8 protein-coding genes are annotated in these 24,259 nt (G+C 66.6%); 3 read left to right on the top strand and 5 right to left on the bottom strand.

Annotated elements, in window-relative coordinates; all coding sequences use genetic code 11:
* Positions 1–185 precede the first annotated feature (185 nt).
* Together NRB20_RS24040 and NRB20_RS24035 are read left to right on the top strand one after the other, a co-directional pair.
* Positions 186–845, top strand: coding sequence for a TetR/AcrR family transcriptional regulator (locus tag NRB20_RS24040; protein ID WP_319945323.1), 660 nt, complete (start codon positions 186–188; stop codon positions 843–845).
* Positions 846–903: 58 nt separating this feature from the next.
* Positions 904–1,548, top strand: coding sequence for a dihydrofolate reductase family protein (locus NRB20_RS24035; RefSeq protein ID WP_153412816.1), 645 nt, complete (start codon positions 904–906; stop codon positions 1,546–1,548).
* Between the two features lie 42 nt (positions 1,549–1,590).
* Here NRB20_RS24035 and NRB20_RS24030 read toward each other — a convergent pair whose 3' ends face one another.
* From NRB20_RS24030 to NRB20_RS24015, 4 genes are all read right to left on the bottom strand, one after another.
* Positions 1,591–1,950: a hypothetical protein gene (locus NRB20_RS24030; protein ID WP_153412814.1), complete on the bottom strand. Its 360-nt coding sequence runs from the start codon at positions 1,948–1,950 to the stop codon at positions 1,591–1,593.
* Between the two features lie 147 nt (positions 1,951–2,097).
* Positions 2,098–2,280: a hypothetical protein gene (locus NRB20_RS24025; protein WP_153412812.1), complete on the bottom strand. Its 183-nt coding sequence runs from the start codon at positions 2,278–2,280 to the stop codon at positions 2,098–2,100.
* A gap of 114 nt (positions 2,281–2,394) precedes the next feature.
* Complete coding sequence (locus NRB20_RS24020) at positions 2,395–3,117, bottom strand: nucleotidyltransferase domain-containing protein (RefSeq protein WP_153412810.1); 723 nt, start codon at positions 3,115–3,117, stop codon at positions 2,395–2,397.
* A 1,015-nt stretch (positions 3,118–4,132) separates the two neighbouring features.
* Positions 4,133–4,747 (bottom strand): hypothetical protein, encoded by a 615-nt coding sequence (locus NRB20_RS24015; protein WP_153412808.1) that lies wholly within the window; start codon positions 4,745–4,747, stop codon positions 4,133–4,135.
* Between the two features lie 61 nt (positions 4,748–4,808).
* On the opposite strand from NRB20_RS24015, the gene NRB20_RS24010 reads away from it, so the two are divergent.
* Entirely contained in the window at positions 4,809–5,195 is a 387-nt protein-coding gene (locus NRB20_RS24010) for a hypothetical protein (protein ID WP_153412806.1), read from the top strand.
* A gap of 308 nt (positions 5,196–5,503) precedes the next feature.
* On the opposite strand, the gene NRB20_RS24005 is transcribed toward NRB20_RS24010, so the two are convergent.
* Positions 5,504–23,779, bottom strand: coding sequence for a non-ribosomal peptide synthetase (locus NRB20_RS24005; protein ID WP_153412804.1), 18,276 nt, complete (start codon positions 23,777–23,779; stop codon positions 5,504–5,506).
* Positions 23,780–24,259: the final 480 nt, after the last annotated feature.

Raw genomic sequence — 24,259 nt, 5'->3', positions numbered from 1 at the left:
GGAGGGCCTCATCACCCATCCTGCTGATCATACTTTTTGGTATAGTCCACGGTACTGCGGTGAATGGTACACAGCCGGCACCGTCGGGCGAGCAGAATCGGAGAACCCGTGAATTCAGCCCCCTCACCTGCATCGGGAGCCGTCCCCGCAACCAGCGGGCCGCACACTGACCTAGCATCGAATACGTGAGCGCAGCAGATAACCCCGTGGACGGGGACCAACCGGAATCCGGTGCGCGACCGCGGCGATCGAAGAAGGCGCAGGCCCAACGCGGCAGTCGCAGCCGCAGTCCGCGACTGTCCTACGACGACTGGGTCGACGGCGCGCTGACGTTACTGGCCCGAGAAGGCGTGGCCGCCATCAAGATTCCGCTGTTGTGCAGCGAACTGGGCGTCACCAAGGGCAGCTTCTACTGGCATTTCGACGATATCCAGCAGCTGATGGAGGCGATGGCCGACCGCTGGGCCGCCGTGCAGAGCGACGCGGTGCGCGCGCTGGGTGCTATCGATTCCATTCCCGTCGAGGAACGCATCGAGCAGATGGCCACGCTGCTGGTCGATCCGAGCACCTGGATCGTGGAGGCCACGGTCCGCGAATGGGCGCGCAACGACGCCAAGGTGGCCGGTGCGGTGCAGGCACTCGAGCGCAAGGTCTTCGACATCGTCGAGCAGACCATGCTCGAACTCGGCTTCGACACCCCCGACGCCCGGCTGCGCGCGGGCGCGATGGTCTACCTCGGCATCGGCCTGATCCACGGCCGCGACAGCCTCCCCATCCCCACCGCGCAGGAGGCCCACGCCGTCATCGACCTACTCACCACGCCGACGCAGAAACCCGCGAAGTGAGCGTCCGGCTCCGGGTAGATTCCGACCCGAATCGCAGATCGCAACCGGAAGGGTTTTCATGGCACAGCGGGTACGCGTACAGAACTTCACCCTGTCCAGCGACGGTTACGGCGCGGGCGAGGGGCAGAGTCTCGAGCGGCCGTTCGGTCACGCCGATCCGAGCAAGCTGATGTCGTGGGCGGGTGCGACCGCGCACTGGCCCAATCGCACCGAGCCGGGCGGCAGTTACGGCCTGGATGATCACTGCGCCCGCGACTTCACCAACAATATCGGCGCGGAGATCATGGGGCGCAACAAGTTCGGACCGCAGCGCGGGCCGTGGGAGAACTACGACTGGCAGGGCTGGTGGGGCGACGAACCCCCGTTCCACACACCGGTTTTCGTGCTCACCCATCATGTGCGGCCGTCGTTCACGTTGGGCGAGACCAGCTTTCACTTCCTGGACGCCACGCCGAAGGAAGCGCTGGAGCGGGCGTTCGCCGCGGCCGACGGGAAGGATGTGCGGATCGGCGGCGGGGTGCACACCGTGCGGGAATTCCTCGACGCCGATCTCATCGACGAAATGCACATCGCGGTGGGGCAGGTCGAACTCGGCCGCGGCGAGCGATTCTGGACCGGCCCCGAGCAGCTCACGGACCGTTTCCATCTGGAGCGGATCCCCAGTCCGAGCGGGATGGTGCACCACTTCCTCTGGCGCCGTTGACAAGTGGGTCCGTCGCCGACACGAGCCGACGACGGACCGTACTCACAGTGCGCTGCCGGTGGACAGGCCGCCGTACCCGTACGGCGAGTACATGCCGCCGTATCCGTAGGGCGAATACATACCCCCGGGGTTCCAGCCACCGCCGCCCCACGGATTGCGCCCCCAACCGTGATGGCCCCAGCCGCCCGGACGCGGCCAGCCGGGGCGGCTCCAGCCCGGTCGACCCCAGCCCCCGTGAACGGGATCTGCCGAGGTGGTGGCCGACGATTCCGGGGTCAACGGCACGCCGGGTGAGGCGAGCGCCGGGCCCGCGACCGCGATCGGCGTCGCGACGATGACGAGCGCGACGGCGGCACGCGACAACGTGCGCCGCGCACCCATCGGAACGAGATTTCGGGACATGCGAACTCCTAACGTGCACAACGTATTCGGATCCGCCCTCGCCCGAGACCACGCCCACCCACCGGATCCGACTCTTAACGCCATTCAATGTACCGTCATTCAACGGCACGTTCAATAGGTAACGTACGGATCCGGTGACTTATCCCCTCAGCTCGCCCAGTCGGCGATCCGCGACGCGGCCCGGAAGTGCAGCGCGGGCACCGCGTAACGCGCCTCGGGCACGGCGTAGAGCGCGTCCACCGCCGCCCGCTGATCGGCGAATCCCGCTGCGTACGCGGCGATTTCCGCCTCCGATGCGGGCAGTTGCGCCGCGTCGAGCAGGGTTTTCATGATCCCCTCCCCCAACACAACCGCCGCTACACCCGCCGATCCGCCACAACGATCGCCGAACTCGACCACCGCTCGCCATTCGTGCGGTAATCCCTCACGCCACCGAACACTGGCTCAGCCAGGCCCATTCGCCCGGTACCCCTCGAACAACCGGCCACCGACCCGGTCCAGAACCGCAGTGACGATGTCCACCATCGACCGGATTTCGCCGAGTGCGACGGCGCGCATTCCGTCTGCCAGTGCACTGGCGAACGTCGTGCCGCCGAGTTCGTCGAAGTGGGCCACTTCGCGATGCAGCCATTTGCCGCCGCCGCTCCAGTGCCCGGCGGCGGTGAGCAGTAGATGCGATGTCGCCTGCCACAGCGTGACCGCGATCGCAAGGCGCTCGTTCACATCCTGGGCGCCCGCGAGATCGTCGAGGAGATCGGTGACACCGTAGCGCATCGCTTGTAACTCTTTGTCGCTCAATGCCTTCGGACCAGCAGACAGTTCCCTCACACAATCCTCTCGAAGACGCTCCCCGCTGCCATCCGCATCCAGCAGGATCCGGGAGCGGCCGATCAGGCGTGCTGTTGCCGGGCGGCGAGCGGCCTGGTCCGCAGCGCGGAAATGTGCGATCGAATTCTCACTCTGCACGAAGAGTTCCACTGGCCATCCCTTGTGCCGCAGCGATTCACGGTAGGGGGCAGGTGGCCCTGCGAGTAGTACGGTGATATCGAGATCCGAAGTGGCAGTGGCTGTTCCGATCACAACACTGCCTCCCAGCCAGGCGGCCCGCGTATCCGGGAACCTGTCGAGCACCAGTTGCCGAGCGATACCGAAGGCTGCGGGGGTCATCCTGCCATCGTCACATACGGTCGAATATCGCGAATCTGCGATGCCACTGCGAGATTCGCAGTTCTGGCGACATGCGCCTGCGAACGAACCTCAGTGCCGACGGTTGATCCTGAATAGCGCGGCAGCAGCGGGTGCACGCGATCCGGGGAGCACGCGGGGCGGTGAGTTGCGGTGGGGGCTGTTGAATTCACAGGGGGAGGAGGTTTGGGGCGGTGATTGGTCCCAGAGGTGGTGGTTCGTGTGGAAATGGGGGTGGGGGCGGGTTATGTTGGGGGCGGACGGGGCGAATGGGTGCAGAATTCGCCCTTTCCGTTTGGATACCGTTGTTGCGCTGGGGATCTCGGCCGGTGGCCATCGACTGCCGGTCTGTATGGCGGGTCGGTTGCGCGGTTGTGCCTCTTGTGTCGTTCGGGGGCTACAGCGGGTGCGGAGGGGCCGGGGTGGTGGTGCCCATCCACTTCACCTCGGTCCGCTCCGAGTGGATCGGGGGCGGGGGCACTGAGTGGGGCTTTCCCGGGGAAAGTGGATTCATTCGGTATGGAAACATTCTCGGGTGGGTGTCGCATTGGCGTGGGGGTTCACCAAAATAATTCTGGCGCAATAATTTTCGTTATCGCCTTCGGATACCGGATGAACGGTGGGGTCTACGGGCATCCGGGGAATCGAACGCTCGGTGGAAATTATCGACTCCGCGGATCCGGGGCGGGCAACCCGGACGATTATTTCTCGCAATCTGCGGGATACCCGTGCTGGTCGGGCATAAACTATCGGATCAGAGTGTATGACGAGAAATTGAGGTCGGGGAACTGGAAGAGCAATAAGAAGACAGCGCGCCCAGGAGGTATGGAATGTCGGAAACTGATCTTCGGCGGATATCCGGCCTGATATTGGCCACTAGTATGGTTCCGGTCGCGGTTGTTCTCGGGGCCGGTCAGGCCGGGGCTGCGCCCGCCGCGTCGGGGCATCCGCCCGCTGCGCCACCGGCGGTGGCACCGTCGCCGCTCGCACCTGCCGCTCACACTTCGCCCGCGCCGCAACCGGCCCAGGTCACGGTCCCGGATATGTTGGCCCACATAGTGCCTCCGATCACTCTGCCGGACATCGCCCTCCCGGCCGGTCTGCCGAAAATCACTCTCCCGGCGGAGTTGGCGAATCTGGTTCCCGCACCGAAACCCGCGCCTGCGCAGGCACGACCGGACACGGCTCCCGCAGGCGCCGCACCGAGGCCCGCGGCGCTGCCGAACGCCATTCCTTCGGTAGCCCTGCCGAATATCACTCCCCCGGTCGCGCGGCCGAACACCAGCCAAACGGTGGCCCGACCGAATACGACCCCGTCGGTCGGTCGGGCGAATACCGCAGCCTCGACAATCCGGCCGAACACACCTGCGATCGGCCCATCGAGGAGCACACCTCCGGCAACCGCACCGAATTTCACTCTGCCGATAGCGCTGCCGAACGGGACACTCCCGATAACCCTGCCGAATCTCACACCCTCGGTAGCCTTACCGAACATCTCTCTCCCGAACATCGCATCCCTGGCGGCACTGCCGAATATCGCATCCGTCATCGCGCCTCGGGTCGCATCACCGAATAGCGCGCCGACGCCGACGAATATCGAATCCTCGGTCACGACGCTGGTAAATGTCACGCACCCGAACAACCGGGCCGATGCCATCCCCCGGGTCACCGCAGTGGCGACACCGACGGCAGCCGACCCGACCCAGCCGGTTCAGACGTTCTGCTCCTACATCCCCGCCGATCCCACCCGATGCAGTATGACCGTCGTGGACGCGGGCGTCGGAGCCCTGATCGGCGCGGGTATCGGCGCCGGACTGAGTGCACCGCTGGCGATTCCCGCCGCCCTGGTCGGCGCGGTCGTCGGTCTGGTCGCTGGAATTCCCTTCCTGCCAACAGGTTTGGTTGTCGGCCCGCTGCTCGGTGCGGCGGTCGGCGCGGCAGTGGTCGCGGCCCCCGCCGCCGCACTCGGCGCAGCTGTCGGGGCATCGGTCGGCGTGATCGTCGGCGTCACCGCACCCATCCCGGCGAAGGTCAACGTTCCCAGCAACGTCCAACACTGAAAACAACCGCAGCGCTCCGGCACCCGATCACAGGGGGCCGGAGCGTCGTGTTGATTGCTGATCAAGCAACTGCCCACTCTGCAAGCCGACAAGCGAACTGCACCCAGTCACCCCGGGCGGTCGACCACTACACCGGGTGCACGAAATCCATTGATGATGAACATCTTCCAGCCAATCACCACACTCGCGTCCAGTCGAACCGCCCAACCTCTCCATCGGATTGCACCTGTCGGACACTGACGCAGCTGCGCGAATCACCGCCTTCCAACCGGACGCCCGTCGAGCCGGGAACGGTCACATCAATCGAATCACCGATCCAACTGCTCGTTGAGAACCTCAGCAATCTGAGCGATAGCCGCCGGGTCGGTCATGGACAGGTGGGCAGTGTCGATGTCGATGTTCGAGACGTAACCGTCGATGAAGGGTTGCCATCCCCGGTGACCTGCGGCTTCGGGGCGTCGGTCGCGGGTTGCGGTGAAGAAGACCAGGTCGGTGTCGACGGTCGGAGGCTGCCAGGTGCTGGCGGCTCGGATCGACGAGTTGTAGGCGTCGGTCAGACGTTCGATCGTTTCGGCCTCGATGCCCAGACCGTCGCCTAGATGGTCGCGAATCAGGGCCGCGGCTTCCTCGGCGGTGGCGTCGGGACGCACGAAATCGATGCCGAGAACCGGCCCCAGATTGCTGATCAGCTCACCGGCCATGACCGTCGAGACCGAGGCTTCATCGATACCGTCCGCTTCCGCGTCCAACAGCGCCAGCAGGTCGACTTGCTCACCGGCAGAGCGCATTTCGGCGGCGATGGCATGTGCGATCAGACCGCCCAGCGACCACCCCAGCAGGTGGTACGGGCCGTGCGGCTGGACCGCGCGGATCTCCGCGAAATAGCGTCGGGCGATATCGCCGATCGAGTTCGGCCCCGGCACCTCGCCACCGATCTGCGGCGCCTGGATGCCGTAGATCGGCCGATCGGCCGAAAGGTGTTCGCCCAGTGTGTGATAGCACCACGACAGGCCCGACGCGGGGTGGATGCAGAACAGCGGCGGCCGGGTGCCGGAAGTCCGGATCGGCAGCAGCACATCGAATCCCGAGGCGGACTCGGCCGCGGCACGACCCGAACGCATCGCCGCCTCGAGCCGCCGCGCGAGATCGGCGGGGGTGGGATCGGACAGCATCCAGCTGATCGGGAACTCGTAGTCGAGCTCCTTCTTCAACTCGGTCACCACCTGCACCGACTTCAGCGAATTGCCGCCGAGAGCGTAGAAGTCGTCGTCGGCACCCACCCGATCCAGGTCCAGAACCTGACCGAAGGTACGCGCGACCAGCTTCTCCAACCACGACTCCGGCTCCCGGAACTCGCCGACCGGCAGCACCGGATCGGGCAGTCGCGTGCGGTCCAGCTTCCCGGAACTGGTGAGCGGCAACGCATCCAACACCGTCAGCGACGTGGGGACCATATAACTGGGCAGCTCACTCGCCGCATATGCCAGCACTGCGGTCGTATCGACTGCGCTACTCGCCACGGCATCGACCACCCTGCTCCCGGCAGCATCGACCACCCTGCTTCCGGCAGCATCAGCATTCCGGCCTCCCCCAGCATCAGCCGCCCTGCTTCCGACAGCAGCGACCACCCTGCTTCCGGCAGCGCCGACTGCACCGCGCCACGATGCGTCGACGGCTCCGACCACGTCACCCACGCTCGGCACGAGATACCCGACGAGCCGATCCCCGCCACCATTCGAACGCACTGCCGCGACCGCCCGCGCGACGCCGGGATACTCGGCGAGCACCGATTCGATCTCACCGAGCTCGATCCGCAGACCACGCAGTTTCACCTGGAAGTCGGTGCGGCCCAGGTATTCCAGCTCACCATCGCGGCGCCACCGGGCGAGGTCGCCGGTGCGATACAGCCGCTGCCCGTGTCCGAAGGGATCGGGTACGAACCGCTCGGCGCTCAGGCCCGCCCGTGAGTGATAGCCGCGCGCGAGCTGTACGCCCGCGAGGTACAGCTCTCCCGTGACGCCGGGCGGCACCGGTTGCAACCGCCCGTCGAGGACGTAGGCCCGCGCGTTCCACACCGGCGTGCCCATAGGCATACTGCCGCAGTCGGTTTCGCGCACTCGATGCGCGGTCGCGTGCACGGTGAACTCGGTCGGCCCGTACAGATTGTGCAGTTCGACACCGGGTGCCGTCCGCCGCACCGCCGCCACCACCTCGGCGCCGAACGCCTCACCGGCCACCAGCAGCGCACGCAACGAGGTCAGCGATTCCGGTGGGACCGCATCGGCGAAGGCGGCGAGCATCGACGGGACGAAGGAGGTGATCGTGACACGTTGCGCGGCAATGGTTTCAGCGAGGTACGCCGGGTCGGTGTGCCCGTCCGAGCGCGCGATCACCATCCGCGCCCCGGCCACCAATGTCGCGAACAGCTCCCACACCGAGACATCGAATGTCGCCGGAGTCTTGTGCAGCACAACGTCGTCCGGTGTCAGCGCGTAGTTCGCACACATCCATCGCACCTGGTTCACCACCGAACGCTGGGATACCGCAACACCTTTCGGACGTCCGGTAGATCCCGAGGTGAACAGCACGTAGGCGAGATTCTCCGGAAGCAACGGAACGATCCGCTCGGCATCGGTGATCGGCGCGTCATCGAATCCGGCCAGCTCGATCCCGTCCAGACCGGAAAGCTCCAGCACCGGTTCGGCAGTCGCCAGCATGTACGCGACACGCTCCTCCGGAAGATCCGGATCCACCGGCACATACCCGCCACCGGCCGCTTGCACCGCGTACATGGCGATGACCTGATCCAGCGACCGCCGCATCCGCAATGCCACCAGCGACTCCGGACCCACTCCGCGAGCGATCAGCCAACGCGCCAAACGATATACCCGAGAGCCGAATTCACCGTAGGTGAGCGATTCCGAGCCGTGGACGACGGCAGTCCGATCCGCATGCACCCGCACCGACTCGGCGAATACCGAGGCCGGAGTCTCATCCGACGCGAGCACCCGATCAGTCGAATTCCACTGCGTCAGAACATCTTCACGCTCCCGAGCAGCGAGCAGATCCACCCCGTATACCGGTTGCGCCACATCCTCCGCCACCGTGACGAGCACCCGCAGCAGCCGATCCACCATAGACCCCACCGTCGCGGCGTCGAACAGATCGCTCGCATACCGCACGCCGCCACTGATACCGGCCGGCGCACCCGAGGCGTCGTACGAATCCGACACCGTGATCTGAAGATCGAACAGCGCCACATCCACCTCGGCCGCGACACTCGACACCGCCAGCTCCGGCAGCTCGAACCGCGCCTCCGCGACGTTCTGGAACGCCAGCATCACCTGGAACAGCGGATGATGAGCATGCGAACGCACCGGATTCAGCACCTGCACCAGCCGCTCGAACGGAACATCGGAGTGCCCGAATGCGGCGAGATCGGTCTCACCCACGTGCGCGAGCAGTTCGGCGAACGTCATCGCGGGATTCAACCGCGTCCGCAGCACCAGGGTATTGACGAACATCCCGACCAGATCGTCGAGCTCAGGTTCACCGCGCCCCGCGTACGGGGTGCCGATCGCGACATCGTCGGTGTCGGCCAGCCGGGCCAGCGTCGCCGCCAACGCCGCGTGGAACACCATGAACAGCGTCGTATCGTGTTCCCGCGCGACGTGCCGCAGTCGCGCATGCAGGTCGGCATCTACGGTGATGGGCACGCTCGCACCCGCATACGACTGCGCGGGCGGACGCGGCCGGTCGGTCGGCAGTTCCAGCAGCGCGGGCAGATCCGCCAGTTCGGCTGTCCAGTAATCGATCTGGGCACTCAACAGCGATTCGGGATCATCCTCCGAGCCCAGCACCGCCCGCTGCCAGATCGCGTAGTCGGCGTACTGGACCGGCAGCGGAGTCCAGGTCGGCGCCTCACCACGGGTACGAGCGACGTACGCGGACATCATGTCTCGCGCCAGCGGAACCAATGACGCACCGTCGCAACAGATATGGTGCGCGACCACGGCCAGTACCGCGTCGTCCGGCCCGACCCGGAACAGCCGAGCCCGCACCGGAGTATCGATCGTCAGGTCGAACACGGCCGCGGCGAACTCCGACAACGACCGGACCAGTTGCGATTCCGCGGTCGTGACGACCGTCATCGGCGAAATGGCCGCCGCGGCGGGCAGCACGACCTGCGACGGCTCGCCCTCGGCATACGGATAGACCGTGCGCAGAATCTCGTGCCGGTTCAGCACATCCTCGACCGCCGCCCGCAGCGCCTCGGCATCCAATGTTCCGGACAGCCGCAATGCGATCGGAATGCTGTATGCCGCCGAATCGGGCTCGAGCCGGTTCAGGAACCACATCCGCTGCTGCGCGTACGAGAGCGGAATACGTCGGGGACGTTGCTGCGCGGTCAATGCCACCCGGCCGGTGTCGGCGTGCGCCTCGGCGCGGGCGGCGAGCCGCGCGACGGTCGGAGCCTCGAAGATCATCGCCACCGGAATGGTGGCATCCAGCGCCGCGCCGAGCCGCGCGACGACCCGGGTGGCGATCAGGCTGTTGCCACCCAGATCGAAGAAATCGTCGTCGGCACCCACCGGCCCGGTGATCCCGAGCACCTCGGCGAACACCCCGGCCACCACTTCCTCCACCGCAGAAGCCGGGGCGCGGAAGCGCTTGGCCTGCACGATGGGTTCAGGCAGCGCGGCACGATCGAGTTTCCCGTTGGGAGACAACGGAATCCGGTCGAGCACGAGCACCGCGGCGGGAACCAGATACGACGGCAGGGATTCGGCCAACGCCGCACGCAGCCGCTCGGGCGAAATATTCGCACCGGGCCGTGGCACCACATAGGACACCAGCATCTGTCCCGCACCGGTGTCGCGGGACATGGTGACCGTGTAGGCCACCTCCGCACGTGCCCGCAACGCCGCGTCGATCTCGCCCAACTCGACTCGATAGCCACGGATCTTCACCTGGAAGTCGTTGCGCCCCAGGAACTCCAGGTTCCCACTGGAATTCCACCGCACCACGTCGCCGGTGCGGTACATGCGAGATCCCGCATCCCCGAACGGATTCGCCACGAACCGTGCCGCACTCGTCGCGGTCTTGTTGAGATATCCACGCGCCAGCGCCGGTCCCGCGAGATACAGCTCTCCGGCCACACCCACCGGCACCGGACGCAACCGCGCGTCCAGGACCAGCGTCTGGAGTCCGGGCAGCGGCCCACCGATGGTCGGGCGCTCACCCGGCCGCAATCCGTCGGTCGCCGTGGCCACGATGGTGGTCTCGGTGGGACCGTACAGCACCCGGAACTGCCTGGTACCCAGTCGATCTCCGCCTGCCCAGCGGTTCACCAGATCCGCCGGGACCTGGTCGCCGCCGGACATCACGACAGCCAGATCGTCCAGATCTTCCGGATCCACCGAGGCGAGCGCGGCGGGAGTCATGAACGCGTGCGTGACCCGTTGCGTGCGCAGCAGCCGCGCCAGCTCCTCCCCACCATAGACATCCGTCGGTGCGACGACCAGCGCACCTGCTCGACCGACCGCCAGCAGGATCTCCAGCAGCGAGGCGTCGAACGACGGCGAGGCGAAGTGCAGTATCCGTGACACCTCCCCCGGCATACGCTCACCGCTCAGCCCGGCGACGAAATCGGCTGTCCCGGAATGTGTCACGCCGACACCCTTGGGCACACCTGTCGATCCGGAGGTGAACACCACATACGCCAGGTTCTCCGGCCGCAGCGGACGCAGACGCTCGGAGTCCGCGACCGTATCGCCCACCTGCGCATCGATCCGCGCCTCGACATCCGTGTCGTCCAATACGAGCCACTCCACCGTCTCGGGCATCGCGGCGCGCGCGGAGGACACCGTAATCCCCAGCACCGCAGCGGAATCCGACACCATCTGCGCGATGCGACCCGCAGGATAGGCAGGGTCGACCGGAACGTAGGTGGCACCCGTCGCGACCACCGCCCACCAGCCGACAACCGAGTCGGCCGATCGCGGAATCGCCACCAGCACGGGCGTTTCCGGTCCGGCACCATGCGATATCAACAGTCTCGCAATACGATTCGCCCGTGCGTCCAGTTGCGCGTAGGACAATGCGGTATCCCCGGCAACCAGCGCCACACCATCGCGGTTCTCCCGCACGGCTGCGGCGAACAACTCCGGCAGCACCGCGGCCCGCTCCTCGGCAGTACGCACCCCCACCCGCGAGGTCAGCGCCGAACGTTCACGCACATCCAGCCACTCGATATCCCCCACCACAACGCCCGGATCCTCGGCAACCGCCTCCAGCACGCGCATCAACCGCTGGACGATTCCCGCCGCGGTCGCCTCGTCGAACAGGTCCCGCGCATACGACATGATTCCCGAAACACCCTCTGCCGCACCGACTTCACCGGCCTCCTCGGACAACACCAGTTGCAGATCGAACTGACTCGCACCGGTGTCGACCTCCGCCCGCGAGATCCGCACACCGGGCAGCGTCACATCGACCGTCGGCATGTTCTGGAAGGCCAACACCACCTGGAACAGCGGATGCCGGGCCGCGGACCGCTCCGGATTCAGCTCCTCCACGACCCGCTCGAACGGCACATCCGCGTGCTCGAAGGCCAGTAGATCCGTCTCCCGGGCACGCATCAGCAGCTCGGCGAACGGTTCGCCGGTGTCCACCCGGGTCCGCAGCGCCAGGGTGTTCACGAACATGCCGACCAGATCGTCCAGTCCCGCTTCGCCACGGCCCGCGATCGGGGTGCCGATGACCACGTCATCGCTGCCGCCGAGTCGCCCGAGCACCACGGCCAGTGCCGCGTGCATCACCATGAACAGCGAAGTCCCTTGCGCGCGAGCCAGTTCCAGCAGTCGCCCGTGCACGCGCGCGCCGATCCGCACCGGCACCTGCCCGCCCGACAGCGACGCGACGGCCGGACGCGGACGATCCGCCGGAAGATCGATCCGGTCCGGTGCGCCCGAGAGCGCCGAGCGCCAGAACCGCAATTGTTCGGACATCAGCGAGGACGGATCGTCCGCGGCACCGAGCATATCCCGCTGCCAGCAGGCGAAGTCCACGTACTGCACGGTCAGCGGCTCCCACTCCGGGGCCCGGCCGGTGTGCCGAGCGGCGTAGGCCGTCATCACGTCCCGCGCCAGCGGCCCCATCGACTGTCCGTCGCCCGCGATGTGGTGCACCACCAGGACCAGCAGGAATTGCGGTGTGCCGCTGTCCTTCTCGGGATCGAGTTCGAACAGTGCCACCCGCATCGGCACCCGGTCGGTCACATCGAATCCACGGCGGACGAACTCGCCGACCACCTCGGGAACCGAATCTGCCCGCACGCGTACGGATTCGACCGGCACCGTGGGCTCGTCGAGGACCACCTGCCGTGCCTCGCCGGAGATTTCCGGGTAGATCGTACGCAGGACCTCGTGCCGCGCCATCACATCGGCGAGGGCATCGGACAGTGCCGTGGCGTCCAATTGTCCGGCGAGCCGCAGCATTACGGGAATGTTGTAGGCGGCCGAGTCCGGCTCGAGCCGGTTCAGGAACCACATCCGCTGCTGCGCCAGCGACAGCGGCACCGGCTCGGGCCGCGCACCGGGCAGCAGGGGTTGCCGTCGCGCACCTCCGAATGTTCCTGCCAGAGCGGCCAACCGGCCGACGGTGGGCGCCTCGAACACCGACCGCACCGGCACCCGGACGTCCAGCGCCGCACCGATCCGCGCCACCACCGTCGCCGCGCTCAGCGAATCACCACCCAGGGCGAAGAAGTCATCGTCCACACCGACCCGCTCGACATCGAGCACCTCTTCGAACGTCCGCGCCACCAACCGCTCGACATCGGACGTCGGCGCGCGGAATTCCGCTGCGGTGGCGACAGGTTCGGGCAGCCGCGCACGATCGAGCTTCCCGTTCGGGGTCAGCGGCACCTGGTCCAGCACCATCACCGCGGCGGGCACCATATAGCGCGGCAGTGTCGCGGCCAGCGCCGCGCGCAACTCCTCACCCGAGACCCAGGCCCCGGCAGCGGGCACGACGTAGGACACCAGCGCCACCGGCCGCCCGCCGTCGCGGCGCGGCACGGTGACCGCGTACCCGACATCCGCGCGCGCACCCAGCACCGCGTCGATCTCGCCCGGCTCGACCCGGGTGCCGTGTACCTTGACCTGGAAGTCGTTGCGCCCCAGGAACTCCAACTCACCACCGGCGGTACGTCGCACCAGATCACCGGTGCGATACATACGCTGTCCGGGTGCGGCGAACGGGCAGGCGACGAATCGCGCCGAACTCTGCGCGCTCCGGCCGACGTAACCATCGGCCAGCCCCGCACCGAGCAGATACAGCTCACCCACCACACCGTGCGGCACCGCCCGCAACCAGGTGTCCAACACCACGGCCGCAACGGATCCCACCGGTCTGCCGATCGTGATCGGAGCACCGGGCGCCAGCGCGTCACCGGCGGTCGCCCAGATCGTGCTCTCACTCGGCCCGTAGAGGTTGATCATGGTGCGCCCGGGAGCCCACCGCTCGACCAGGTCCGGCCCGACCGGCTCACCGGCCGTCGCCAGTACACACAGCGCGCCGAGCCCGTCGGCCGGAACGGTCGCCAGCGCCGACGGGGTCAGGACGGCGTGTGAAACATGCTCGCGCCCCAGCAGATTCGCCAGCTCGGGTCCGGCGTACACATCGGCCGGTGCGACCACCAGCCGCCCACCCGAACCGTGCGCCATCAGCAACTCGAACACCGAGGCGTCGAAGCTGGGCGAGGCGACCTGCGCGACGACCGACTTCGGGCCGGTGTGCAGGATACGACGCTGTGCCGCAACGAGATCGGCCAGTCCGCGATGACTGACCAGCACACCCTTGGGCAGTCCGGTCGACCCGGAGGTGTAACTCACCCAGGCGGTCTGGTCACGCAGAATCGGTTCACCTCGCTCGATATCGGTGATCGGCCGCGCCGCAGCGGAATTCGTGTCGTCGAGCGGCTCGTCCTGATCCAGCACCAGCCAGTCGACACCGCCCGGCAGACGATCCCGCACGGATTCATCGGTCACTCCGAGCGTGGCCGCCGCATCCGACAGCAGGAATTCGATCCGCTCGGTCGGCAGCACCGGATCGATCGGCAGGAACGCCGCGCCGGTCTTCGCCACGGCCCACAGGGTGAGCACGGCGGCGGGCGATCGCGGCAGTACCGCCGCGACAAGAGTGCCTCGGGAAGCGCCGTGCAGCAACAGGATTCGAGCCAACCGAGTGGATCGCTCATCGAGTTGCCGGTAGGTCAGGGCCAGCGTGCCGTAACGCAGCGCGATCGACTCGGGTTCATCGGCGACGGAAGCGGCGAGTATCCGGTCCAACGTGTCCGGAATCTCGTCCGCACCCCGACGCGGCGGCCACGACAGCGCCGACTCCTCGTGCAACGACAATTCACCCAGTCGCACAACAGTATTCGCGGCAATCCGGCCCAGCAAACCCACCAGTCGATCCAGGATGCACCGCGCCTGCGTGACATCGAATTCCTGATCGTGGAACCGAAGAGTGATCCGAAGCCCCCGCCCGCTCTCATCCTGGGTGGGCTCCACGATCAGACTCAGCGGATACGGCGTCGCATCCACACCGTCGAGGCCATCCACACGCAACCCCGCCGAATCGACCAGCTGCTGCAATGCCGACCGGTCGACGGGGAACGACTGGAACGTGATCGCGGTATCGAAGAGTTCGGACATCCCGACGCTGCGATGGATCTCCGGCAGCCCGATGTGATGGTGATCCAGCATGCGCGCGTGCCGCTCCTGAATGCCGATCAGCAACTCCCGCACCGTCATCGACGGTTCCAGCGGCACCCGCACGGGAATCGTGTTCAGGAACATGCCGAGCGTCTGATCGACCCGCGGCAGCTCCGGCGGCCTGCCCGACACCGACGCACCGAAGATCACATCGGTCTCCCCGGTCAGCATGCGCAGATTCAACGCCCACGCCGCGGATACCACGGTGTTGACCGTGACCGCCGCGTCGGCCGCCACCGCACGGAGTTCCTCGAAGCGATCCGCCGCGACCTCGGCCTCGATCGATCCGGCGGTGAAGGACCCCACCGCATTGCCGCGCGACACCCGCGTAGGCGAGTCCACATCCGAGAACTCCTGTGCCCATGCGGTTCTGGAGACAGAGCTGTCCTGTCGACCCAACCACGCGAGATAGTCTCGATAGGACGGTGCGGGCCCGGCGACCTCGATGTGTGCGGGAGATCCGTAGTAGTCCAACAGTTCTCGCATCAGCAGCGGCATCGACCAGCCGTCCAGGATCACGTGATGATTCGTGACCAGCAGCCGGAAAGCCCCGGAGCCCAATCGAATCAGCGTGAATCGCACGAGCGGCGGCGCCGACAGGTCGAAGCCCGCCGCCGCATCGGCCGCCGCGATGCATTCCGGCGTTCCGTGCGTTTCCGACGCACTCTCGGCGGTGAGATCGATGTCCCGGAAGGAGATCTCGGCATGCTCCAGCACGATCTGGCGCGGACCGGCCGATGTCTCGACGAATCCGGCCCGCAGGATATCGTGCCGGTCGACCACGGCCTGCGCGGCACGACGCAGCCGTTCGGCGTCGAGTTCACCGGAGAAGCTGATCGCCGTCTGCACGGTGTAGTCGTCCCCGGCCTCCGGATCGAACGTCGAATGGAAGTGCACACCGGATTGCATGGGAGACAACGGCCATACCTCGGCCAGATTGTCGTAACGCCGCTCGAGCCGATCGAGATCGTCCGGTGCGAGTTCGACGAGCGGACCATCGGCCGCCTCCACCGTCGCCGTGGCGCCGCCCGCCACGGCGGCCAGCGCGGCAACGGTCCTGGCCTCGAACACATCTCGCGGCGTGAGCAGCAACCCGGCGGACCTGGCCGACGCCACCAACCGCATCGACACGATGCTGTCCCCGCCGAGCGCGAAGAAATTGCTGTCCGCCGACACGGTCTCGAGGTGCAGTACCTCGGCGAAGAGTTCCGCGATGATCCGTTCCGCGGGTGTCGACGGCGGCCTTCCACCATCGGACTCAGGTCCGAAACCACGCTGCCGCAATGCCTTCCGGTCGACCTTGCCGGTCGGCGTGCGCGGCATGTCGTCGAGTTGGACGATCGCTGCCGGGTTCATGTACCGGGGCAAAGTCTGTGCGAGAGTCTCGGTGAGCGTCGCGACATCGACCTGTGTACCCGAGGCGGAGGTCAGGTAGCACACCAGAATCGGCTCTCCCGCAGGACCTTCCGTCACCACAGTCGCAGCGCTGGCCACATCGGAATACCGAGCCACCTGAGCATCGATCTCCCCCGGTTCGATCCGCAGACCGTGAATCTTGACCTGCTGATCCGAACGCCCGAGATACTCCAACTCCGGCCCACTGTGACCGTGCACCCAACGCACGGAATCGCCCGTACGATAGAGCCTTCCACCGCTGCTCGACCACGGATCGGCGACGAAGCGCGCACCCGTCACATCCGGTCGGCCGATGTATCCGCGAGCGAGTCCAGGCCCACGCAGATACAGCTCGCCCGCGACCCCGACTGGAACCGGCCGCAGCCACATATCGAGCACCACCGCGGACATACCGCGAATCGGCCCGCCGATGGTCACCGGCTCACCGGGCGTCAGGACATCCGAGGCCGTGGCCCAGATCGTGGCCTCACTCGGCCCGTAATGGTTCATCAGACGCCGACCGGGTGCCCACCGCCGCACGGTGTCGGGTCCGGTCGCCTCGCCGACGACCGCGAGCGTCGTCAACGACGGAATCCGGGACGGTTCCATCGTATTGAGCACCGACGGCGTGATGATCGCGTGCGAGACATGTTCCGCGCGAATAACTTCCTCCAGATCTTCGCCGCCGTACACCTCCGACGGCGCGATCACCAGACATGCGCCGCTGCCGTGCGCCATGAGCAGTTCCGACACACAGGCGTCGAATCCCGGCGACGCGACCTGCAACACCGCGGCACCGACATCCAGCCCGAACACCTCGATCTGCGCCGCGACGAGATCGGCCAGTCCGCGATGGGTGAGCTGCACCGCCTTCGGCCTGCCGGTCGATCCGGAGGTGTAGATAACGTAGGCGGCATTGTCGGCCGATATCCGGCCCATCTCCGGCAGCGGATCGGGATCTTCCAGGTCGATCGACGCATCCGCCACGAGCCAGTCCACAGTATCCGGAAGACTCTGCGCAACAACACTTGTCGTCAGACCCACAGATGTCCGCACACCGGACAGCAACTCCGCAGTCCGCGCGGCGGGATTTCCCGGATCCAACGGCAGGAACGCAGCACCGGTCCGAGCCACCGCCCAGATCGCGACAACCAATTCGGCAGATCGGGGAATTGCCAGCGCGACAACAGATTCAGCACCCACACCACGCGCGACCAACTGCTGCGCCAAGGCGTCCGCGCGCCGCGCCAACTCCCGATAGGTCCACGTAACAGCACCGGACCGCACAGCCACCGAATCCGGATAGCGCCGCGCAGTCCCCCAAAGTATCTCCCGCAGAAGCATTTCCGCCACGGCCTGATCACCACGCACCGAAAGCAGTTCCGCACCTTCGGAATCACGACACGACGACAACGCGGCAACCGTACGCCCGGGATCACGCACAATCTGCGTGAGCAACAGCTCGAACCGCTCCAGCAGCGCCCGCGCCGCATCGGCATCGAACCGATCCGTCGCGAATTTCAGTGCCACCGTGTAGGTTCCACCACCACCCGCACGCGGCGGCGTGACCTGAAGACTCAACGGATACGGCGTCGCATCGTGCGCATCGATACCGACCAACCGCAACCCTGCGGCACCGAGGTTACGGGTCAACAACTCCCGATCCACCGGGTACGACTCGAGCACCGTCGCGGTGTCGAACATGTCGGCAATCCCGGTGACCCGCTGCAACTCGGCCAGCCCGATATGCTGATGATCCACCATCGCGGCCTGCTCGGACTGCACCCGAACCAGCAGGTCGGACACGGTTTCCCCGGGGTCGAGCCGCACCCGCACGGGCAGTGTGTTGACCAGCAGCCCGACCATCCGCTCCACATCCGGAATCTCCGGCGGACGCTGCGACACGGTGTTCCCGAACACCACATCGGTCCGCCCGGTCAGCACTGCGATCAGCAGCGCCCACGCCACCTGCAACGACGTATTGGCCGTAACACCGTGCGAGCGACCGAGATCCAGAATCGCGGCCGTGGTCGCGGCATCCAGATTCAGGGCGACCTCGTCATTGTCCTCGGACCGCCCGGGACCGCCCGCCACCCGGGTCGGGCTCTCGATCCCGGCGAGCATCTCCCGCCACGCGGCGACGGTCGCGTCCTGATCTCGCTCCCCCAACCACCGCAGATACTCCCGATACGAGCGCGGCGGCGCGAGTTCGCTGGTGTCACAGTCCGATACATACAGCGCGAGCAACTCGTGGATCAACAGCGGCATCGACCAGCCGTCCAGCACGAGATGATGATTGGTGACCAGCAGTCGATACTCACCCGCCCCGACACGCACCAGATGGAACCGGATCAGCGGCGGTCGGGCCGGATCGAACGCGCCCGCCTCCGAGGCTGCCAGCCGTCGCAACACATCGTCCCGCTCGACGGAGTCCGAGATCTCCGCGACACCCGTCTCCTGCCATTCGACCACACTGTCGTCGATCACGATCTGCCTTGGCCCCGAAGCACTTTCGACGAACGCCGTGCGCAAGCTGTCGTGCCGTCCGATGAGCACCTGCGCCGCCCGACGCATCCGCTCACCGTCCACATCCCCGGTGAAGGTGAGCGCGGCCTGCACGATGTAACCGTCCACGCCGTCATCGGCATACATCGAGTGGAACAGCAACCCGGACTGCAACGCGGTCAACGGCCACACATCGCTCATCGACGGGTACTCCCGCAGCCAGCCGTCGATATCGTCCTGCGACACCTCCACCAGCGGGAAATCCGACGGCGTGAACCCCGGCGTGCTGCCGGACCGCACATGATCCGCCAACGCACCCAGCGCCTGCGCCCACAGCCCGGCGAGTTCGCGGACCTGTTCCTGCGGCAGGATCCGCGACGCGAAATCCCAGGTCACATCGAGATGCAGACCATCGGGCCCCGCCTCGGCGATCGCGTTGACGTCCAGTACCGCCGCCAACGCCATCGCCGGATCACTCGTCCCGGTGAGCGCGGTGAATTCGGTGCTGGGCGTCCAGGGACCGGACAGTTCGGTGGCGCCCACCCGCCCGAGATAGTTGAAGCTGATCTGCGGTTCGGGCAGACCCGCCAGCTCGGCGCGCCCGCGCGGGTCGAGGCTGCGCAGCATGTCGAAGCCGATGCCGTTGTCGGGCACCGCGCGCAGCTGTTCCTTCACCTGCTTCAACGCCAGTCCCACGATCTCGCCGCCCGCGAGCGCGTCATCGGGGTCGACACCCTCGAACCCGAGCCGGATCGGATACCGCGTGGTGAACCAGCCCACGGTCGCGCCGAGATCCGCACCCGGCACGGCCTGTTCCTCACGACCGTGCGCCTCGAGCGAGATCAACTCGTCCGACACGGCCATACCGTGCCGTCGACGCCACGCACCCAACGCCAATGCCAACGCCGCCAACAGCGGATCGTTTGCGCCACAGTGGAAACGACGTGGGATCGCGGTCAGCACCGCATCCGCGATCTCCGCCGGAATCCGCTGCCGCACCCGACCCGACGAGCCACCGTCATCGAGGCCCGGATCCAGCCGACGCGAACCCAGCAACTGATCACCCTGTCCGACAACACCTTTCCACAGTTCGAGCTCACCGGCCCGACTCGACGCCTGTTCGACCAGACCGTGCGCCCACCGCCGGAACGACGTCGTGGTCGGACCGAAATCCGTTTCACCACCGGATATCTGGGACCAAGCCGTTGCGAGATCGGTCAGCAGGATCCGCCACGACACCGCGTCGACCGCGAGGTGATGGATCACCAGCCACAGCAGATCGGGACCCGACTCGTCGCGCAGCCGAACCGCCTGTACCAGAACACCTTCCGCCGGATCCAGCCGATCCGCGGCCTGCTGGAGATGCCGATCGACCTCCACCGCATCCCGACGTCCGAGCCGCACCTCCACGAGCACGGACTCCGCGTCGACCGCACCCCGCTCGCGCACCTCCACGAACCGCTCACCCGACTCCGCACCCAACACCGCCCGCAACATGTCGTGCCGATCGAGCACCACCTGCAACGCCCGCACCAGCCCCGCCCGATCGGCCTGCTCCGGCAACTCCACCAGCGCCGCCTGCCCGAATCGGTCGTAATGCCCCCGACGAAGCATCGCGCGCACGATCGGCGACAGCGGCATCGTCCCGACCCCACCACCGGGCAACTCCGAGAGGCGGGGCGCGTCCCCGACCTCGGTCGCGGCGGCGGCCAAACCCTCGACGGTCTTGTGCGCGAACACATCCTGCGTCGAGAACCCCAGCCCCAGGGCCTTGGCCCGCGCCACCAAGCGGATCGACAGAATGCTGTCACCACCCAGGGCGAAGAAACTGTCCTGCGCACCGACCCGCGGCACACCCAGCACCTCGGCGAACACTCCCGCCAGTACCTTCTCCCGAGCGGTCTGCGGAGCCCGCCCCTGCGGCGCGGTCCCGAATTCGGGCTTGGGCAGCGCCCGCCGATCGAGCTTGCCGAACGCGTTCACCGGCAGACTCTCCAGCGGCAGGATCACCGCCGGAACCATATGCGGCGGAAGGGATTCCCGCGCGAAACGCTGAATCTCGACCACATCGATCCGGCTACCCTCGACGGGCACCACATAGGACGCGAGCACCGTCGTGCCGACATTGTTGCGCACCGGCACCGTCACCGACAGATCCACATCCCGATGCGTGGTGAGGGTGTCGTCGATCTCGCTCGGTTCGATCCGGTAGCCACGGATCTTGACCTGAAAATCGCTGCGCCCCATCAGTTCCAGCGCCAGCTCGGCGCTCGAACCGGTCCAGCGCGCGATATCGCCGGTGCGATACATCCGCTCCCCGGCCGCGCCGTACGGGTCGGCGACGAACCGGGCGGCGGTCTCAGCGGTCAGACGGCTGTATCCCCGGGCCAGACCGGGCCCGGCCAGATACAACTCGCCGACCGTCCCCTTGGGCACCGGCTGCAACGCCCGATCCAGCACCATCGCCGAGACACCGCGAATGGGCCCGCCGACCGTGTGCGCCCGGTCTGCGCGCAGCATCGCGCCGACGGCGGTCACGGTGGCCTCGGTGGGCCCGTACTCGTTGTACATGGCCAGCGACCGGGTCCACCGCTCGATGACGTGCGGTGCGCACACATCCCCGCCGACCACCACGACCCGCAGATCGGACAGCCGATTCGGGTCCACGGTCGCCAGCATCGTCGGCGTCAACGTCAGGTGGGTGACGTGCTCGTCGGCCAGCAGTTGCGTCAGCGGCTCGCCGCCGGTCACGTCCGGTGGCACCACGACCAGCGTGGCCCCGTTCGCGAAGCAGGTCAGGAACTGTTCCAGCGAGGCATCGAAACTGGGCGAAAGCGCATAGGACACACGGGATTCCGCATCGATGCCATAGGCCGAGGCACGATCGGTGATCAGGTTCGCCAGACCCCCGTGCGTGACCTGCACCCCCTTCGGTAATCCGGTCGACCCCGAAGTGTAGGTCATGTACGCGATATTCGACGGCCGCAGCGGCCGCACCCGCTCCCGATCGCTGATCGGTCCGGCCGCGGCCCGCGCGCAGTCGCGCACGGTCGCCGAATCATCCAGCGCCACCTGATGAATCGCCGCCGGAAGCCGATCGGCCAGCGGCCCCACGGTGATCACCACCTCCGCGCCGCTGTCCTGGATCATGTGCGCGATCCGCTTGGCCGGATACTCCGGCGACAACTGCACGAACTCGGCCCCGCACTTGGCGATCGCCCAGGTCGCCACGACCGATTCGGACGAGCGGCGCAGCAGGATGGCCACCGCGGTGTCCGGCCCGCAGCCCAGCGCGATCAGATGCCTGGCCAGCCGGGAGGAGTTCGCGTCCAGTTCGCCGTAGGTCAGCGAGCGGCTGGCCGAGGCGAGCGCGGTCGCGCCGGGGTCGTGGGCCGCGCTCTCGCTCAGGATGTCCGGAAGTAGCCGGGTTTCGACCCCTTTTCGACCGCGCACGGGCAGCAACTCGGCCCGTTCGTCCGGTTCGAGCAGCGGAATCCGCCCGATCGGGAACTGTTCACCCCCGGCGAGGAATTCGCGTAGAAAGCCGAGAAAACGGTGATGATGTCCGGCCAGTTCGGCGGCGGTATAGGCGCTCGGATTTCCCTGGAAGTCGATATGGGTGCTACTGCGGCCAGCACCCGGATAGATATTGATGAAAAGATCGGCGGTGGGTCCCGAGGTGAGTACATTCAGACGCCCGGTCGTATTACCGAGAATTATCTCGTTCTCGACCATCATGATATTCACGGCCGGACCGAACGAGGCGGTCTGGTCACGCGCGATACCCATATCGTGGAATATGTCCTCCTGGCGATATCGCTGCCGCCGCAGCGCACTGGTCAATTCGCTCTGCACCGCACCGATCAATTCGCCGACAGCCGTGCCCGCGACCCGCACCCGCAGCGGCACCACATTCGCCACCATGCCGCCCGAACGCCGCAGTATCGCCGAATGCCGGCCCGAGACCGGCAGGCTCAGCAGCACCTCGTCGCTGTCGGTCATCCGCGCCAGATACGCCGCGAACGCCGCGACGATGACCGGCGTGACACTGGTGCCGCGCGCCAGCACCACCTCGTCCAGCAGTTGCGCGGTCCGCTCCGGCAGCGGCGTGCTGACCAGCGCCGGATGGATGGTCGGCTGGTCCACGCGATCGGCCAGACTCACCACCGGCGGCGCGTCGGCGAGATGTTCGGTCCAGTAGGCGCGGTCGTTCTCGAAACGTGTCGAATCCCGGTAGGCGAGATCCTGTTCGACGACCTTGTCCAGATCCTGGGCCGTGCACGGCGGGGCCTGTTCGCCGCGATTCCACGCGTTGTAGAGCTCGGTGATCCGGTGCAACATCGTCACCGCGGCGAATCCGTCCAGCGCGATATGGTGCGCGCGCTGATACCACAGGAAATGGTTCTCGCCGACCTGATACACCACACTCGTCATCAGATCGTCGCGCAGCAGATCCAATGGGGCCGAATAATCTTCGGTCATCATTCGGCGTGCGACGCCGACCGGATCCGGGTCCGCGCGCAGATCCACCACATGCGCCCGCGCGCCCTGTTCGGTATCGACGTACTGCCGCGGTTCACCGTCGACCTCCACCAATTTCAGGTGGCCGGAACCGAATTCGCGCCCGGCGGTCTCACACGCCTCGACTAGTAATTCGGCGCGCAACTCGCCGACGATCTCGACGTATTGCGCCACCGAGATCGGCGAGGACGCCGCGAGGTGCTGGGCGAACCAGATTCCGCGCTGCGCCGCAGTCAGCGGACCGGCCTCGGGGACGGGCAATCGTGCGGCCGGGTCCGCGCCGTTGGCCGGGGCGCCGTCGGCGGGAAATACGGGCCGTGCACGGTTCGACGACATCGACCGATACGAACGTCCGGCGATGCCACTGTTCGATTGGGGCATGGTGAACTCCACTGTTTCCCTCCCCGCGCACAGACAGGCTGGCTATGTCTCTGCAATTCCTCAGACGCGGGTTCGGTCGATGTTTGCAATTTGATAACCATGACCGAGCCCCGCACTGCCGAAGTAGAGCCCCTCATGATCTGCGTCCGCTCCGATCGGCGTATGCCGACGGCCCCGATGCCCGGACGAATTAGTCACATGTCCATCGTGTGATCAGTACCGACGCGCTCACAGGGACTTAAGTCACAATCGCACAGTGCCGTTCGCCCTCCAATTTTCAGGATATCCAGATAATAGCCATAGTCTCTATAAGGCAATTCCACCGTCTGACCGTGCGATCTTGCGACACCCGAGCTGATCGAATCAGCTAAGACCCGGCTAAAGGAATCATGAGAATGGCTAACGACAGACCACCGGCACAACATGCGATATTCGGCCACGAAGCCTCATCCTGACCATGAGATCCAGACTCGGCGGAAT

The sequence above is a fragment of the Nocardia macrotermitis genome, from assembly GCF_009604405.1.
Lineage (GTDB): Bacteria > Actinomycetota > Actinomycetes > Mycobacteriales > Mycobacteriaceae > Nocardia > Nocardia macrotermitis.
Note: the sequence above shows the minus strand (reverse complement) of the source record. Positions and strands in the feature narration are given on the sequence as shown.

Coding starts and splice junctions, on each gene's coding strand:
- NRB20_RS24035 (WP_153412816.1), top strand. CDS start 904: ATGGCACAGCGGGTACGCGTACAGAACTTCACCCTGTCCAGCGACGGT.
- NRB20_RS24020 (WP_153412810.1), bottom strand. CDS start 3,117: ATGACCCCCGCAGCCTTCGGTATCGCTCGGCAACTGGTGCTCGACAGG.
- NRB20_RS24025 (WP_153412812.1), bottom strand. CDS start 2,280: ATGAAAACCCTGCTCGACGCGGCGCAACTGCCCGCATCGGAGGCGGAA.
- NRB20_RS24030 (WP_153412814.1), bottom strand. CDS start 1,950: ATGTCCCGAAATCTCGTTCCGATGGGTGCGCGGCGCACGTTGTCGCGT.
- NRB20_RS24005 (WP_153412804.1), bottom strand. CDS start 23,779: ATGCCCCAATCGAACAGTGGCATCGCCGGACGTTCGTATCGGTCGATG.